The sequence below is a fragment of the Kitasatospora sp. NPDC001175 genome (assembly GCF_053598215.1).
This window is the reverse complement of sequence record NZ_JBSFJU010000001.1, coordinates 201,385-215,945: the sequence shown is the minus strand read 5'-3', so window position 1 is coordinate 215,945 and position 14,561 is coordinate 201,385. Positions and strand designations below refer to the sequence as shown.

Below are 14,561 nucleotides of genomic sequence, written 5' to 3'. Positions count from 1 at the left end.
AACCTCCAAGCGTCCCCGAGGCGTCTTGAGTGGTTCCTGCCGCCGCGTCGATCCAGGGGATGGCCGGGGGCGCCGAGCGGGTCTGGGAGACTGTTGCGCGATGACAACTGCGAACACGACCGGTCCGGCCCTTCTCACCGACGGGTTCCGGGCCGAGGCGACCATCGATCTGGCCGCCCTGCGCGGGAACCTGGCCTCGCTGCGGGAGCGCACCGGTGGGCCTGCGCTGATGGCGGTGGTCAAGGCGGATGCCTACGGCCACGGCGCGGTTCAGTGCGCCCGCGAGGCGGTCGCCGCAGGAGTGACCTGGCTGGGCACCGCCACACCCGAGGAGGCGCTGGCGCTGCGCGCGGCCGGGATCGGCCCGGACCAGGCCCGGGTGCTGTGCTGGCTGTGGACGCCGGGCGGCCCCTGGGAGCAGGCGCTCCGCGCCGAGCTGGACGTCTCGGTGAGCGGCCAGTGGGCGATGGACGAGCTGCTGGCGGCGGTCCGGGCGACCGGCATCAGCGCCAGGGTGCACCTGAAGGCCGACACCGGCCTGGGCCGCAACGGCTGCCAGCCGCACGACTGGCCGGAGCTGGTCGCCCGGGCGCGGCGCGCCGAGACCGAGGGCCTGCTGAAGGTGGTCGGCATCTGGTCGCACTTCGCGGCGGCGGACGAGCCGGGCCACCCGTCCGTCCAGGCACAGCTGGACAGCTTCGCCGCCGCCCTGGCACAGGCGGAGGGCGGCGGGCTGCGCCCGGAGGTACGGCACATCGCCAACTCCCCGGCGACCCTGCTGCTCCCGCAGTCGCACTACGACCTGGTCCGTACGGGCCTGGCCATGTACGGCGTCTCGCCGGTCCCCGAGGTCGGCTCGCCCGCCGATTTCGGGCTGCGTCCGGTGATGGCGCTGACCACCCGGCTGGCGCTGGTGAAGTCGGTGCCCGGCGGCCACGGGGTCAGTTACGGGCACCACTACACGACCCCCGGTGAGACCACCCTGGGCCTGGTCCCGGTCGGGTACGCGGACGGGATCCCGCGCCACGCGAGCAGCGCCGGACCGGTGCTGGTGGGCGGCAAGTGGCGGACCGTCGCCGGCCGGGTCGCGATGGACCAGTTCGTCGTCGACCTGGGCGGTGACACGCCCGAGGCCGGCGAGGAGGTGCTGCTGTTCGGGAACGGCGAGCGCGGCGAGCCGACCGCCGAGGACTGGGCGCTGGCCGCCGGCACCATCGCGTACGAGATCGTCACCCGGATCGGTTCCCGGGTACCCCGCCGCTACCTGGGCGCCTCGTGGGGGCAGCGGCCGTGAGCGAGCCGACCGGCAGCAGCCCGGTGGCCGCCGTGGCGAAGGTCGCGAAGGCTGCCGAGTCGGCCTCGGCCGGGGTGAGCCGGGCCGGGCTGATCGGCATCTCGGTCGGTGTGGTCGCCGCCGGTGCCGCCGCCGGAGTGGCGATAGAGCGGCTGACGGTCGGCCGCACCATGCGCCGCCGGGCGCGCCAGGAGCTGGACGCCGCCGCGCCGTACGGTTCGCTGCGCGGCCGCCCGCGCACGGTGCCCGCCCCGGACGGCACCGAGCTGTACGTGGAGCTGGACGGCACCGGCTGGCCGGCCCCCGTCCAGGTGCACCCCGAGGACGGCCGGACCGGGCGCGGCTGGTTCACCCGCAGGCGCGGCGACGGCCAGGTCGACCGGACGGGCCTGCCCGGCGTGCTGGCGGGGTCGGGCACGCTGGCCGGGGCGGCGGGCCGCCGCAGCTTCGGGGCCACCCATGAGCCGCGGCCGCCGCTGACCGTGGTCTTCTGCCACGGCTACTGCCTCGCCCAGGACAGCTGGCACTTCCAGCGCGCCGCGCTGCGCGAGGGCATGCGGCTGGTCTTCTGGGACCAGCGCAGCCACGGCCGCTCCGAGCGCTCCCGGTCCTACCTGGCCGGGGAGAACGCCTCGATCGACCAGCTGGGCGGCGACCTCAAGGCCGTCATCGACGCGGTCGCCCCGGAGGGCCCGATCGTCCTGGTCGGCCACTCGATGGGCGGCATGACCGTGATGGCCCTCGCCGACCAGCACCCCGAACTGTTCCGCGAGCGGGTGGCCGCGGTCGCCCTGATCGGTACCCTGGCCGGCGACTGGGACTCCGTCACGCTCGGTCTGCCCGCGGCCGGGGCCAAGCTGCTGCGCCGCCTGGCCCCCGGAGTGGTGCGCCTGCTCGGCCGACAGGTCGAACTGGTGGAGGCCACCCGCCGCCTCGGCGCGGACCTGACCAGCGTGGTGTACCGCAGGTTCTCCTTCGGGACCAAGGATGTGGACCCGGCCGTGGTCCGGTTCTCCGAGCAGCTGCTGGACGCCACCCCGATCGACGTGGTCGCCGAGTTCTACCCGGCCTTCAGCGCCCACGAGAAGATTGCCGCGCTGGCCACCCTGCGCGGCATCCCGACCCTGGTGCTGGCCGGCACCAAGGACCTGCTCACGCCGCCCGAGCACAGCGAGGCGATCGCCCGCGAGCTGCCCGAGGCGGAGTTGGTGCTGGTCCAGGACGCCGGTCACCTGGTGATGCTGGAACGGCCCGAGCTGGTCTGCCGGCGGCTCGCCGCGCTGCTCGGGCAGGCCGTCGAGCACGTCGGCGCGGCGGCACTGCCGCAGTCCGTCCACGACCTCGCCGCGCCGGACGGCAGCCCCGAAGCCTGACCGCGGCCGGAGCCGACGGAGCCGGCCGGCCCCTACCCGGCTCGATCCCGTCCGGCCGGCCCCTACCCGGCCGGCCGAACGCGGCCGGCTTGACGCATGACCCACTCCCCGGAAGGAAACCGTGACCTTGATGGGCCCGCAGACCGCCATCACCGTTGCCTCGCCCGAGCGGATGAACCGGCTCGGCCGGGACCTCGCCGCCCTGCTCAGGGCGGGTGACCTGGTGCTGCTCTCCGGCGAGTTGGGTGCCGGGAAGACCACCCTGACCCGAGGGCTCGGCGAGGGCCTGGGGGTGCGGGGGGCGGTCACCTCGCCGACCTTCGTGATCGCCCGGGTGCACCCCTCGCTGACCGGTGGCCCCGCGCTGGTGCACGTGGACGCCTACCGGCTGGGCGGTGGTCTGGAGGAGATGGAGGACCTCGACCTGGACGTCTCGCTGCCCGCGTCGGTGGTCGTGGTCGAGTGGGGCGAGGGCAAGGTCGAGCAGCTGACGGAGGACCGGCTCGAAGTCCGGATCGAGCGGGCGATCGGCGGCGCGGCCGCGGCCGAGGACGACACGGACCCGCGCCAGGTGACGCTCACCGGCATCGGCGCGCGCTGGGCCGAGGTCGACCTCTCGGCGCTGGTGGCCTGAGGGCGCTCGCGGTCCGACCTGCCGGCCGCTGCTCCGGCGGCGGCCGGGCGGTCCGCGTCGAATCGGCCTGGGCCGTTCGGCGTAATCCGCCCGGGTCAACCACCGGAACGAGTGAAGCCCGTCGCACGTCCGGGGGAGCTTTCCGACAAGGTGTCGGCAAACTGTTGCGGCCGGGTGGCCCGGCATGGTGGGATGGTCTCGCGGTTAGGTCTGCCTAACTAGGGAGGCGCCATGCAGAGCACCACCCCCGCCGCCAAGCCCGCCCCGCGCCCGCGGGACGAGGCGCCCCGACCCGCCGAGGGAGAGCGGGCGGTTCCGATGCGTGCCCTGCTCGCCGCCTGCGCGGCCGCCGCCGCCGTGTCGACCCCGCCGGAGCCCGGCGCCCGGCCGCCCGCCGCGCCACCGCGGGCCGCCTGAGCTGCGGCTTCTTCACCTGCTTCGCCATGCCGGGGGTGGTGTCACTCCCGGCCCGCTGCTGCCGTTGCCCGGAAGACGACCGCGGCCCGGAAGTCCAGGTCCCGCTAACCCGGGGGTTACGGGACGACGACGACCCGGGTGCCGCTCGGGGCGAAGTCCCACAGGGTCTGCCCGTCGGCCCGGGTGGAGCGGATGCCGCCGGTCCTGGGCCTGGCCGGGTCGGCCTCGGAGGGCGTCGGGACCGGGGAGGCGCTCGGGGTGTCGACGAGGGCGCTGAAGCCGAAGACCGTCCCGTTCTGCTGGGCGAACCGGACGACGTGCTCGACGCGGCGCCCGTCGGTGCCGGTGGTGGCTACCGTGCGGCTGTAGACGATGTAGTTGCCGATGGTCGGGGCGGCGCTGCCCGGGGTGACGTTGAAGGCGGCCTGTACCGGCGGGGTCTTCTTCGGGTCCACCAGCCAGACCGCGCGGCTGCCGAGCGAGTAGACCACCCGCCGGCCGGTTCCGGAGGCGACGGGCAGCAGGGGCGGGGCCTGGCTCTCGCCGGGGGAGGGGGCGGCCGTGGTGGCGGTGGGGGTGCCGGCGCTCGTCGAGGGCTTCGCCGCGAGCGCCCGGCTCTGGGCGCCGTCCGCCTGGAAGGCCAGCAGTCCGACCACCGCCAGGGCACCGACGGTCAGGCCGGTGACCACCACTCCAGGACGCGTGCTCGCCACGTGCGCTCCGATCGCCGCCTTGTGCTGTCCTGGCCCATCGTGCCAGGTCCGCCGGGCGGGGCAGGCTTGATCCGGACGTGTGTTCCGAACCAGTACGAAATGTCGACCCTGGCGACCCTCTAACCTTGACTCGTGCTGCTGCTCGCGTTCGACACCGCAACCCCCGCCGTCACCGCCGCCGTCCACGACGGCACGGCCGTCCTCGCCGAGACCTTCCAGGTCGATGCCAGACGGCACGGTGAGCTGCTGCTTCCCGCCGTGGACGAGGTGCTGGGCGCCGCAGGCGTCGACAAGCACCAGCTGACCGCCATCGCGGTGGGCGTCGGCCCGGGCCCGTACACCGGCCTGCGGGTCGGCCTGGTCACCGCCGCCGCGCTGGGCCACGCGCTCGGTCTGCCCGTGTACGGCGTCTGCACCCTGGACGCCGTCGCCCACCAGGCCCGTACCGAGGGGCTGACCGGGCCGTTCACGGTCGCCACGGACGCGCGGCGCAAGGAGGTCTACTGGGCCTCCTACGACACCTCCGGCGCCCGGACCCGGGGCCCGGCCGTTGACCGCCCGGCCGAGCTGACCCCCGAGGCCCGTTCGGTCGGCGCCGGTGCGCTGCTCTACCCCGAGGCATTCCCCGGCGCGCACGGACCCGAGCACGTTTCGGCCGGTGCGCTCGCCGACTTCGCCGTCACCGAGCTGGCCGCCGGACGCGAGCTGCTGCCGAACGCCCCGCTCTACCTGCGTCGCCCGGACGCCCAGGTGCCCGCGGGCTACAAGGCGGTGCTCCCCGCGTGACGAGCGAGCGCACCGAGCTCGCGGCGGGACATCGCGGAGCGGTGGCCCTGAGGCCGATGCGCTGGTGGGACATCGGGCCGGTGATGGAGCTCGAACTCCGGCTCTTCCCCGACGACGCCTGGTCGCACGGCATGTTCTGGTCCGAGCTGGCCGAGGCCCGCCCCGGCGGCAGCCGCCACTACACCGTCGCCACCACCCCGGACGGCGCGGTGGTCGGCTACGCGGGGCTGATGACGGTGGCCGGCGAGGGCGACGTCCAGACCATCGCGGTCGAGCCGGGTCACCAGGGCGCGGGCCTCGGCGCCGCTCTGCTGACCGACCTGGTCGCCGAGGCCGCCCGGCGCGGCTGCGCCGAGCTGCTCCTGGAGGTGCGGGTGGACAACCTGCGCGCCCAGCACCTCTACGAGCGCTTCGGTTTCGAACCGGTCGGCGTCCGGCGCGGCTACTACCAGCCCGCCAACGTGGACGCGCTGGTCATGCGGCTCGACCACCCGAGGGAGGACGCCCCGCAGCGGGACGTCCCCCGGTACGACATGAAGCCCAGTACGACGTGAAGCAGTACGACGTGAAGGAACCCGATCATGGCTGACGAACCGCTCGTCCTCGGTATCGAGACCTCCTGCGACGAGACCGGCGTCGGCATCGTCCGGGGCACCACCCTGCTGGCCGACGCGGTCGCCTCCAGCGTCAACGACCACGCCCGGTTCGGCGGTGTGGTGCCCGAGATCGCCAGCCGCGCGCACCTGGAGGCGATGATCCCGACCATCCAGCGCGCCCTGGACACCGCCGGGATCAAGGCGCCCGACCTGGACGGCATCGCCGTCACCGCGGGTCCCGGCCTGGCCGGCGCGCTGCTGGTCGGGGTGAGCGCCGCGAAGGCGTACGCCTGGGCGCTGGACAAGCCGCTGTACGGGGTCAACCACCTCGCCTCGCACATCTGCGTGGACCAGCTGGAGCACGGGCGGCTGCCGCAGCCCACGATGGCGCTGCTGGTCTCCGGCGGGCACTCCTCGCTGCTGCTCAGCGAGGACATCACCACCGATGTCCGCCCGCTCGGCGCGACCATCGACGACGCGGCGGGCGAGGCCTTCGACAAGGTCGCACGGGTGCTGGGCCTGGGCTTCCCCGGCGGCCCGGTGGTGGACCGCAGGGCCCGCGAGGGTGACCCGAAGGCGATCGCCTTCCCGCGCGGCCTCAGCGGCGCCAAGGACCCGGAGTACGACTTCTCCTTCTCCGGCCTGAAGACCGCCGTGGCCCGCTGGGTGGAGGCCAAGCGCCGGGCGGGGGAGGAGGTGCCGGTCGCCGACGTCGCCGCGTCCTTCCAGGAGGCCGTCACGGATGTGCTCACCCGCAAGGCGGTCAAGGCGTGCAAGGCCAACGGCGTCGACCACCTGATGATCGGCGGCGGCGTGGCGGCCAACTCCCGGCTGCGCGAGATGGCCCAGCAGCGCTGCGACAAGGCGGGCATCGTGCTGCGGGTGCCGCGCCCGGGCCTGTGCACCGACAACGGCGCGATGGTCGCCGCGCTCGGCGCCGAGATGGTCTGGCGGAACCGGACGCCGTCCGCCTTCGACCTGTCGGCGGACTCCTCGCTGCCGGTCACCGAGGTCTCCGTACCGGCGGCGGTCGGGCACGGCGACCTGCACTCCGCCGCGCACGAGGCGCTGAAGGGATGACCCTCGCGCAGATGTGGGAGGCCCGTGCGGCCGAGGGCCGGGGCGGCGAACTGCACCGCTGGGTGCACGAGGCCGCCCTGCCCGCGCTGCGCGGCAGCGCCGGGCTCGCCCGTACCGAGGTGTTCACCGCCGCCGGGGACCGGGTGCTGCTGATCACCTGGTGGACGGCCGAACCCGTCCCGGTTCCCGACCCGCCGGCCGAGCTGTTGGCCCGTCCGGCCCACCGCTGGAGTTTCACCAGCAACCACGTGGAATAGCGTGGCGTCCCGTCAAGTGTTCGAAGAACGACGACGGGAAGCGCGGCGCGGTGAAGAACTACAGGATGTACGCGGCCGGGACGGCGGTGCTCATATCGACGCTGACCGCCTGCAGCAGCAGCGGGGGCGGCACGAGCGCCGCGTCCCAGGCCCCGGCGGCCCCCTCGGCGCAGGCCTCCGCCTCCCCGCAGGCCGCGGCCTCCTCGGCGGCGCCGCAGGCGGATGCCGCGGCCTGGGCGAAGTGGAAGCTCAAGCCGCTGCCCGAGGCGCCCGCCGCCCCGGCCGACAAGCCGATCAAGCTGACCGCCAAGGGTCAGGTCCCGGTCTTCAGCGAGGTCCCGACCAAGGACAAGATCGTCTTCGTCACCATCGACGACGGCGCCGAGAAGGACCCCAAGTTCGTCGAGATGCTGACCGACCTCAAGGTCCCGGTCACGATGTTCCTGACCAAGGACATCATCAAGAGCGACTACGGCTACTTCAAGCCGCTGCAGGCCCTCGGCAACCACATCCAGAACCACACCGTGGACCACCCGCAGATGAGCAAGATCTCGCCGGCCAAGCAGAAGTCCGAGGTCTGCGAGGACCAGGCGACGCTCACCGAGCAGTACGGCAAAGCACCGCTGCTCTTCCGCCCGCCGTTCGGGGACGGCGCGCACACCGCGGCGCTGAACACAGCGGTCCAGGAGTGCGGCCCGCGCGCGGTGGTGCTCTGGCAGGAGTCGATGCAGGTCCACGACATGCAGTACCAGACCGGCGACAAGAAGCTGAAGCCCGGCGACATCATCCTGGCGCACTTCCGCGGCCCCTCCGAGCTGCACGGCGAGACCATGACCGAGATGTTCGGCGAGCTGCTCAGTCGGATCCAGGAGCAGGGCTTCGCCGTCGCCCGGCTGGAGGACTACATCCAGGCGCCCGCCGGCTGAGTTTCAGGCACCCACCGGCTGGGCCGCCGTCACCGGCCTGGCCAGCATCATCAGCGGACCGTGGTCGGTGCGGCTGAGGATCACCGTCAGCTCGTTCGGGCCACTGGGCTTGAGCTGGCGGCGCAACTCCTCCGGGGTGATGCCGATGCCGCGCTTCTTGATCACCACGGTGCCGACCCCACGCTCGCGCAGCAGTGCCTTGAGCTTCTTCACGTTGAACGGCAACACGTCGCTGATCTCGTAGGCGTGCGCGTAGGGGGTCGGAGCCAGCCGGTCCGAGGTCACGTACGCGATCATCGGGTCGATCAGCCGCCCGTCCACCTGCCCGGCCACCTCGGCGACCAGGTGGGCCCGGATCACCGCGCCGTCCGGCTCGTACAGGTAGCGGCCCACCGGACCCGCCTCGGGGTCGGGCAGGCGGCCGCCGGTCAGGGTGTGGGGGCCGGGCAGCAGGGTCGCGCGGTGCGGCTGGGCGGCCCGGGTGCCGAACCAGAGCGCGGCCTCCTTCACCTCGCCGTGGTCGGAGACCCACTCGGCCTCGGCGTCCTCGGGGACCAGCTCGTGCGGGATGCCCGGCGCGACCTTGAGCGCTCCGAACCGCGTACGGCGGGCGGCCCCGATCGCCCAGGAGAGCGGCGGTGAGTACGCCTCGGGGTCGAACACCCGGCCGCGCGAGGTGCGCCGCGCCGGATCGGTGAAGAGCGCGTCGTACCCGGTCACGTCCACCTCGGTGACGTCCGCGCAGCGCACCTCGATCAGCTCGGCCAGGCCCAGTGCGGCGGCGTTCGCCCCGGCGACCGCGCAGGTCAGCGGGTCGCGGTCGACCGCCAGTACGGAGATCCCCAGCCGGGCCAGTGCGATGGCGTCGCCGCCGATCCCGCAGCACAGGTCGGCCAGCCGGCGCACCCCCAGCTCGGCGAAGCGCCGCGCGCGCCACTCGGCCACGCTGCGGCGGGTCGCCTGCTCGACCCCGTTGGGTGTGAAGTACAGCCGGTCCGCCAGATCGCCGAACTTCGCCCTGGCCCGCTGCCGCAGCTGCGCCTGGGCGAGCGCGGCCGACACCAGCTCGGCCGGGTGCCCGCGGCGCAGCCGGGTGGCCACCGCGAGTTCCTCGCCGGCCTTGAAGTCACGCAGCTCGGCCAGCAGCGTCTGGCCCTCGTCGGTCAGCAGGGCCCGGAACGATTCGATCTCCACGGGGCCATTCTCCCCGTTCGGCACGGACCGGCCGGTCGTCCCGCCGACCCGGGGTGGGGCTGCGCCGCTCCCCGGCGGGGCGGATCGCGTCTGGCGCCGGCGCGCTCACGGTGCTCCGGCGGCCGGTGATTCGAGCACGAGTGCGGTTGATTGGCCGCTTCGAGCGGGTTCCGCGGAACACCGAGCCACGCCGTTGGCACTCTGGTTGACTGAGTGCTAACGGCCCCCTATGGTCGTTCCTGGCACTCTCCACCGGGAGAGTGCTAACGCGATCGAGCGTGTCTGACCCCCGCGACGGCAGGCCCGCAGGCATCGCCACCAACCTGTAGGACTACCCCGTAATCTCCGAAGGGGAGCTCGGACGTGACCACCGTCAGCAGCAAGGTTGCCATCAAGCCGCTCGAGGACCGCATCGTGGTCCAGCCGCTCGAGGCCGAGACCACCACGGCCTCCGGCCTGGTTATCCCGGACACTGCCAAGGAGAAGCCCCAGGAGGGCGTCGTCCTGGCCGTCGGCCCGGGCCGCTTCGAGGACGGCCAGCGTCTCCCGCTCGACGTGAAGGTCGGTGACGTCGTCCTGTACTCGAAGTACGGCGGCACCGAGGTCAAGTACAACAACGAGGAGTACCTCGTCCTGTCGGCCCGCGACGTCCTCGCGATCGTCGAGAAGTAAGTCGTAGCGACCCGCCCCGGATCCGTGTCGGACCAGACACAGGAGCCCGGGGCGCGGTTGTTGGCTCACGTACGCAGAAACCCCGAGGGAACGGAACCATGGCGAAGATCCTGCAGTTCGACGAGGACGCCCGCCGCTCGCTGGAGCGCGGTGTCAACAAGCTGGCCGACACCGTCAAGGTGACCATCGGCCCCAAGGGCCGCAACGTCGTCATCGACAAGAAGTTCGGCGCTCCGACCATCACCAACGACGGTGTGACCATCGCCCGCGAGGTCGAGCTGGACGACCCGTACGAGAACCTCGGCGCCCAGCTGGTCAAGGAGGTCGCCACCAAGACCAACGACGTCGCCGGTGACGGCACCACCACTGCCACCGTGCTGGCCCAGGCCCTGGTCAACGAGGGTCTGCGCAACGTCGCCGCCGGTGCCGGCCCGGCCGCCCTGAAGAAGGGCATCGACAAGGCCGTCGCCGCCGTTTCCGAGCACCTGCTCTCCGTCGCCCGCGAGATCGAGGGCAAGGACGACGTCGCCGCCGTCGCCTCGCTCTCCGCGCAGGACACCCAGGTCGGCGAGCTGATCGCCGAGGCGATCGACAAGGTCGGCAAGGACGGTGTCATCACCGTCGAGGAGTCGAACACCTTCGGCGTGGAGCTGGACTTCACCGAGGGCATGCAGTTCGACAAGGGTTACCTCTCGCCGTACTTCGTCACCGACGCCGAGCGTCAGGAGGCGGTCCTGGAGGACCCGTACATCCTGATCAACCAGAGCAAGATCTCCTCCATCCAGGAGCTGCTCCCGCTGCTCGAGAAGATCCTGCAGAGCGGCGCCTCCAAGCCGCTGCTGATCATCGCCGAGGACGTGGACGGCGAGGCGCTCTCCACCCTCGTGGTGAACAAGATCCGTGGCACCTTCAACGCCGTGGCCGTCAAGGCCCCGGGCTTCGGTGACCGCCGCAAGGCCATCCTCGGCGACCTGGCCGTCCTGACCGGCGCCACCGTCATCTCCGAGGAGGTCGGCCTCAAGCTCGAGCAGGCCGGTCTGGACGTGCTGGGCACCGCCCGCCGCGTGACCATCACCAAGGACGAGACCACCGTCGTCGACGGTGCCGGCGACGCCGAGGCCGTCGCGGGCCGGGTCGCCCAGATCAAGGCCGAGATCGCCGTCACCGACTCGGACTGGGACCGCGAGAAGCTGCAGGAGCGCCTGGCCAAGCTGGCCGGCGGCGTCTGCGTCATCAAGGTCGGTGCCGCCACCGAGGTGGAGCTCAAGGAGCGCAAGCACCGTCTGGAGGACGCCATCTCGGCGACCCGCGCCGCGGTCGAGGAAGGCATCGTCGCCGGTGGTGGCGCCTCCCTGGTCCACGCCGCCAAGGTGCTCGAGGACGGCCTGGGCCTGACCGGCGACGAGGCGACCGGTGTCGCCGTCGTCCGCCGCGCGCTGGTCGAGCCGCTGCGCTGGATCGCCCAGAACGCCGGCCTGGAGGGCTACGTCATCACCTCCAAGGTCTCCGAGCTGGAGGCCGGCCAGGGCTACAACGCCGCCACCGGTGAGTACGGCGACCTGGTCAAGGCCGGCGTCATCGACCCGGTCAAGGTCACCCGCTCCGCCCTGGAGAACGCCGCCTCCATCGCTTCCCTGCTGCTCACCACCGAGACCCTCGTGGTGGAGAAGAAGGTCGAGGAGGAGGCCGCCGGTCACTCGCACGGCGGCCACGGCCACGCCCACTGACACTCGCTGCCGGTGACCGGAGGTCCGGCCCGTACCCTGTGGGGTGCGAGCCGGGCCTCCGGCGTTTTCCCGGCTGTTGGGGGGCGGCCTTCCGGCCTGCGCGAGCGGCGCTTCGCCGGCCGGGCCCGTCGTACCGCGGATGCCGGTGCACTACGCCGGCCGGGGTGCGCCGCGCATGCCCGCACGCTGAGGGCCTGAGCGCGCCGAAACCCGCTGGATATCAGCAAAATTTTGAAATAGCCAAAGTCTGCCTTATAACTGAGGCATGATCGAGGCCCGCCATCTGCGTGTCCTGCGCGCTGTCGCCAAGACCGGCTCCTTCTCCGCAGCCGCCCGTGAGCTCGGCTGCACCCAGCCCGCCGTGAGCCAGCAGATGAAGGCGCTGGAGAAGTCCGTCGCCACCCCGCTGGTGGTCCGCTCGGGCCGGGGCATGCAGCTGAGCGAGGCGGGTCAGGTGCTGCTCAAGCACGCCGCCGGCATCCTGGCCGGCCTCTGCGCGGCCGAGGAGGAAGTGGCGGCGATCGCCGGCCTGCGGGCCGGCCGGGTGCGGCTGGTCTCCTTCCCGACGGCCTCCTCCGCCCTGGTCCCGCCGGCGGTGGCCCGGCTGCGGGGCGCGCACCCGGGGGTGCGGGTGTCCCTGGTCGAGGCCGAGCCGCCGGAGTCGCTGGCGATGCTTCGCGGCGGCGAGTGCGAGATCGCGCTGGCCTTCCGCTACCCGGAGTCCCAGGGCGGGATCTTCCCGGCCGGTGCGCACGCCACGCCGCGCGAGGCCCGCGCCGAGGCGACCCTGGAGGCGGCCGCCGCGCTGGCCGCCAACGACTGGTCCGACCTGGTGGTCCGGCAACTGCTGGACGATCCGCTGGTCGGGCTGCTTCCGGCGGGGCACCCACTGGCCGGACGGGACGAGGACAACCCGGTGGACCTGGTCGAACTGGCGGCCGAGCAGTGGATCGCGGGCTGCCCGCAGTGCCGGGGGCATCTGGTGGAGCTCTGCGCCGCCGCAGGTTTTGAGCCCCGGATCGACTTCGCCACCGACGACTACCCGGCGGTGGTCGGCCTGGTCGCGGCCGGTCTCGGGGTGGCGGTACTGCCGGGCCTCGCGCTGCGCTCGGTGCGGCAGGCGGGCGTCGCGGCGGTGCCGGTACGGGCGGCGGGCGGCGAGGCGGCGGCCCGTCAGGTGGTGGCGCTGACCCTGCCGGACCTCGCCGAGGTGCCGGCCGTCGCGCTGATGCTGGACCAGCTCTCGGCCTCCCTGGACCAGCTCTCGGGTGCCGGGCTCGCCGGCTGACCATTACTCCGTACGGGTGAGTAGGGCGGGCCCGTGGCACACGGAAGCCTCGTGAAGAAACGTTTCTTCACGAGGTATCGGAATGTCAGTGACCTGCCGCCGTGGGCATGCTGAGCGGCACCTGGACCTCGGTCAACCGGTTGCGGGAGCGGCCCATCAGCTCCTCGCGCTCGTCTTCGGTCAGGCCGCCCCAGACGCCGTAGGGCTCGCGCACGGCCAGTGCGTGTGCCGCGCACTCTGCCCTCACCGGGCACCGCATGCAGACCTCCTTGGCGCTGGCCTCGCGCGAGCTTCGCGCGGCCCCGCGCTCACCCTCCGGGTGGAAGAAGAGCGAACTGTCCACGCCGCGGCAGGCGGCGGAGAGCTGCCAGTCCCAGAGGTCTGCGTTGGGGCCGGGGAGGCGGGAGAAATCTGCCATGGCTCATTCCCTTCGAGGGTTCGACGCCGGGAGACTCGTCGGCTCGGCGAGGTCGCGACAGGACCGGTATGGACACCTGGAAATATGACTTACGGCAGCTACTGGGACAAGTCACCCACAGAGTTACGCAACAGTCAATGACCGTACGGAAGCTATAAAAACGGACAAATTCGGGCATGGTGTTTGGCGGTGCCGCTGTGGCAACCGGGTGGCACCTGGGGGCGTGGGCGGGCCGCACGGTGCGCGCATGGCGCACGGACCGCGCGCGAGCAGCACAAAAGTGCGGCGTGTGCACCGCGAGGTGGCCGATCCGTAATGGGTTGGCCACGTACAGTGGTGGAGAAGGCTCCGAAGGCCGTAACTCATTCGAGTGACGGTCGTTGGTTGTGCGGAGGCGGTTAGCGGGCGCCGGGCGTCGGGAACGGTCGCGGGACATCCACGATCCAGACGAAGTCCGTCGCCGATCGGCCGTGTCGGAGAGAGTTCGAACCAGCCAGGAGGCTCAACGTGACGCGGATCAGCTGCGGAGGACGGTCATGACATCCGTACTCGTCTGCGACGATTCCCCCCTCGCCCGGGAGGCGCTTCGCCGCGCGGTGGCGACGGTGCCCGGCGTCGACCGGGTGACCACTGCGACCAACGGTGAGGAGGTACTCCGCCGCTGGGTGGCCGATCGCTCCGATCTCGTTCTGATGGACGTCCGGATGCCGGGCCTGGGCGGTGTGGAGACCGTCCGGCGGCTGCTGTCGGCGGACCCGGGCGCCCGCATCATCATGCTCACCGTCGCCGAGGACCTGGACGGGGTCGCCCTCGCGGTGGCTGCCGGCGCCCGGGGCTATCTGCACAAGGACGCCTCGCGCGCCGAACTGCGGGCCACCGTCACCCAGGCGCTGGCCGACCCGACCTGGCGGCTCGCCCCGCGCCGGCTGCGCAGTCCCGACATGGGTGCGGCGCCCACGCTGACGGCGCGTGAGATCCAGGTGCTCGAAGGCATGAGCCACGGGCGCAGCAACGCGGAGATCGGCCGGGAGCTGTTCCTGTCCGAGGACACCGTCAAAACCCATGCCAGGCGCCTGTTCAAGAAACTGGGCGCGTCGGACCGCGCGCACGCGGTGGCCCTCGGTTTCCGCTGGGGTCTGGTCCGCTGAGAGAGGCCGCCCGGCCGTTTCGATCGCTCAGACGTATG

At 72.6% G+C, this 14,561-nt stretch carries 16 protein-coding genes; 13 read left to right on the top strand and 3 right to left on the bottom strand.

Annotated features, from left to right (window positions below):
• Window positions 1–100: 100 nt before the first annotated feature.
• The 4 genes from alr to ACWDAK_RS00895 all read left to right on the top strand — a co-directional run bounded on the left by alr (window position 101) and on the right by ACWDAK_RS00895 (window position 3,718).
• Window positions 101–1,294, top strand: coding sequence for an alanine racemase (gene alr / locus ACWDAK_RS00910; protein ID WP_344634790.1), 1,194 nt, complete (start codon window positions 101–103; stop codon window positions 1,292–1,294).
• The gene (locus ACWDAK_RS00905) at window positions 1,291–2,667 is read left to right on the top strand and encodes an alpha/beta fold hydrolase (protein ID WP_344634789.1); all 1,377 of its coding nucleotides are present in this window, start codon (window positions 1,291–1,293) and stop codon (window positions 2,665–2,667) included. Before alr ends, ACWDAK_RS00905 begins: the two co-directional genes overlap by 4 nt.
• Before the next feature lie 130 nt (window positions 2,668–2,797).
• On the top strand, window positions 2,798–3,301 hold the full coding sequence (tsaE, locus tag ACWDAK_RS00900) for a tRNA (adenosine(37)-N6)-threonylcarbamoyltransferase complex ATPase subunit type 1 TsaE (protein WP_344635088.1): 504 nt from the start codon (window positions 2,798–2,800) through the stop codon (window positions 3,299–3,301).
• A 231-nt stretch (window positions 3,302–3,532) separates the two neighbouring features.
• Entirely contained in the window at window positions 3,533–3,718 is a 186-nt protein-coding gene (locus ACWDAK_RS00895; protein WP_344634788.1) for a hypothetical protein, read from the top strand.
• 116 nt (window positions 3,719–3,834) lie between these two features.
• On the opposite strand, the gene ACWDAK_RS00890 is transcribed toward ACWDAK_RS00895, so the two are convergent.
• The gene (locus ACWDAK_RS00890; protein WP_344634787.1) at window positions 3,835–4,431 is read right to left on the bottom strand and encodes a hypothetical protein; all 597 of its coding nucleotides are present in this window, start codon (window positions 4,429–4,431) and stop codon (window positions 3,835–3,837) included.
• Window positions 4,432–4,563: 132 nt separating this feature from the next.
• On the opposite strand from ACWDAK_RS00890, the gene tsaB reads away from it, so the two are divergent.
• From tsaB to ACWDAK_RS00865, 5 genes are read left to right on the top strand one after another with little or no spacing between them, the layout of a single operon-like run.
• Window positions 4,564–5,217, top strand: coding sequence for a tRNA (adenosine(37)-N6)-threonylcarbamoyltransferase complex dimerization subunit type 1 TsaB (tsaB, locus tag ACWDAK_RS00885; protein WP_344634786.1), 654 nt, complete (start codon window positions 4,564–4,566; stop codon window positions 5,215–5,217).
• Between the two features lie 56 nt (window positions 5,218–5,273).
• A complete protein-coding gene (rimI, locus tag ACWDAK_RS00880) occupies window positions 5,274–5,771 on the top strand; it encodes a ribosomal protein S18-alanine N-acetyltransferase (protein WP_344635087.1) in 498 nt (165 codons plus the stop codon).
• 27 nt (window positions 5,772–5,798) lie between these two features.
• Entirely contained in the window at window positions 5,799–6,893 is a 1,095-nt protein-coding gene (gene tsaD / locus ACWDAK_RS00875; protein WP_427392820.1) for a tRNA (adenosine(37)-N6)-threonylcarbamoyltransferase complex transferase subunit TsaD, read from the top strand.
• The gene (locus ACWDAK_RS00870; RefSeq protein WP_344634784.1) at window positions 6,890–7,150 is read left to right on the top strand and encodes a hypothetical protein; all 261 of its coding nucleotides are present in this window, start codon (window positions 6,890–6,892) and stop codon (window positions 7,148–7,150) included. Before tsaD ends, ACWDAK_RS00870 begins: the two co-directional genes overlap by 4 nt.
• Before the next feature lie 50 nt (window positions 7,151–7,200).
• Window positions 7,201–8,076, top strand: coding sequence for a polysaccharide deacetylase family protein (locus tag ACWDAK_RS00865; RefSeq protein WP_344634783.1), 876 nt, complete (start codon window positions 7,201–7,203; stop codon window positions 8,074–8,076).
• A gap of 3 nt (window positions 8,077–8,079) precedes the next feature.
• Here the strand turns inward: ACWDAK_RS00865 and ACWDAK_RS00860 are convergent, their stop codons facing one another.
• Window positions 8,080–9,270, bottom strand: a complete 1,191-nt coding sequence (locus ACWDAK_RS00860; RefSeq protein ID WP_427392821.1) for a class I SAM-dependent methyltransferase — start codon at window positions 9,268–9,270, stop codon at window positions 8,080–8,082.
• 363 nt (window positions 9,271–9,633) lie between these two features.
• Here ACWDAK_RS00860 and groES point away from each other — a divergent pair, with 363 nt between their 5' ends.
• The 3 genes from groES (at window position 9,634) to ACWDAK_RS00845 (ending at window position 12,957) form a co-directional block, all read left to right on the top strand.
• A complete protein-coding gene (gene groES / locus ACWDAK_RS00855; RefSeq protein WP_344634781.1) occupies window positions 9,634–9,942 on the top strand; it encodes a co-chaperone GroES in 309 nt (102 codons plus the stop codon).
• 98 nt (window positions 9,943–10,040) lie between these two features.
• Entirely contained in the window at window positions 10,041–11,669 is a 1,629-nt protein-coding gene (gene groL / locus ACWDAK_RS00850) for a chaperonin GroEL (RefSeq protein ID WP_344634780.1), read from the top strand.
• Between the two features lie 265 nt (window positions 11,670–11,934).
• A complete protein-coding gene (locus ACWDAK_RS00845; protein ID WP_344634779.1) occupies window positions 11,935–12,957 on the top strand; it encodes a LysR substrate-binding domain-containing protein in 1,023 nt (340 codons plus the stop codon).
• Window positions 12,958–13,042: 85 nt separating this feature from the next.
• Here the strand turns inward: ACWDAK_RS00845 and ACWDAK_RS00840 are convergent, their stop codons facing one another.
• On the bottom strand, window positions 13,043–13,375 hold the full coding sequence (locus tag ACWDAK_RS00840; protein ID WP_344634778.1) for a WhiB family transcriptional regulator: 333 nt from the start codon (window positions 13,373–13,375) through the stop codon (window positions 13,043–13,045).
• Between the two features lie 536 nt (window positions 13,376–13,911).
• Here ACWDAK_RS00840 and ACWDAK_RS00835 point away from each other — a divergent pair.
• Entirely contained in the window at window positions 13,912–14,523 is a 612-nt protein-coding gene (locus ACWDAK_RS00835) for a response regulator transcription factor (protein ID WP_014136228.1), read from the top strand.
• The last annotated feature ends 38 nt before the right edge of the window (window positions 14,524–14,561 follow it).

Bases quoted from the DNA above. Each gene is read 5' to 3' on its own strand.
- alr (WP_344634790.1), top strand. From the start codon at position 101: ATGACAACTGCGAACACGACCGGTCCGGCCCTTCTCACCGACGGGTTC.
- ACWDAK_RS00840 (WP_344634778.1), bottom strand. From the start codon at position 13,375: ATGGCAGATTTCTCCCGCCTCCCCGGCCCCAACGCAGACCTCTGGGAC.
- ACWDAK_RS00835 (WP_014136228.1), top strand. From the start codon at position 13,912: ATGACATCCGTACTCGTCTGCGACGATTCCCCCCTCGCCCGGGAGGCG.
- ACWDAK_RS00870 (WP_344634784.1), top strand. From the start codon at position 6,890: ATGACCCTCGCGCAGATGTGGGAGGCCCGTGCGGCCGAGGGCCGGGGC.
- rimI (WP_344635087.1), top strand. From the start codon at position 5,274: ATGCGCTGGTGGGACATCGGGCCGGTGATGGAGCTCGAACTCCGGCTC.
- ACWDAK_RS00895 (WP_344634788.1), top strand. From the start codon at position 3,533: ATGCAGAGCACCACCCCCGCCGCCAAGCCCGCCCCGCGCCCGCGGGAC.
- groL (WP_344634780.1), top strand. From the start codon at position 10,041: ATGGCGAAGATCCTGCAGTTCGACGAGGACGCCCGCCGCTCGCTGGAG.
- ACWDAK_RS00845 (WP_344634779.1), top strand. From the start codon at position 11,935: ATGATCGAGGCCCGCCATCTGCGTGTCCTGCGCGCTGTCGCCAAGACC.
- tsaD (WP_427392820.1), top strand. From the start codon at position 5,799: ATGGCTGACGAACCGCTCGTCCTCGGTATCGAGACCTCCTGCGACGAG.
- tsaE (WP_344635088.1), top strand. From the start codon at position 2,798: ATGGGCCCGCAGACCGCCATCACCGTTGCCTCGCCCGAGCGGATGAAC.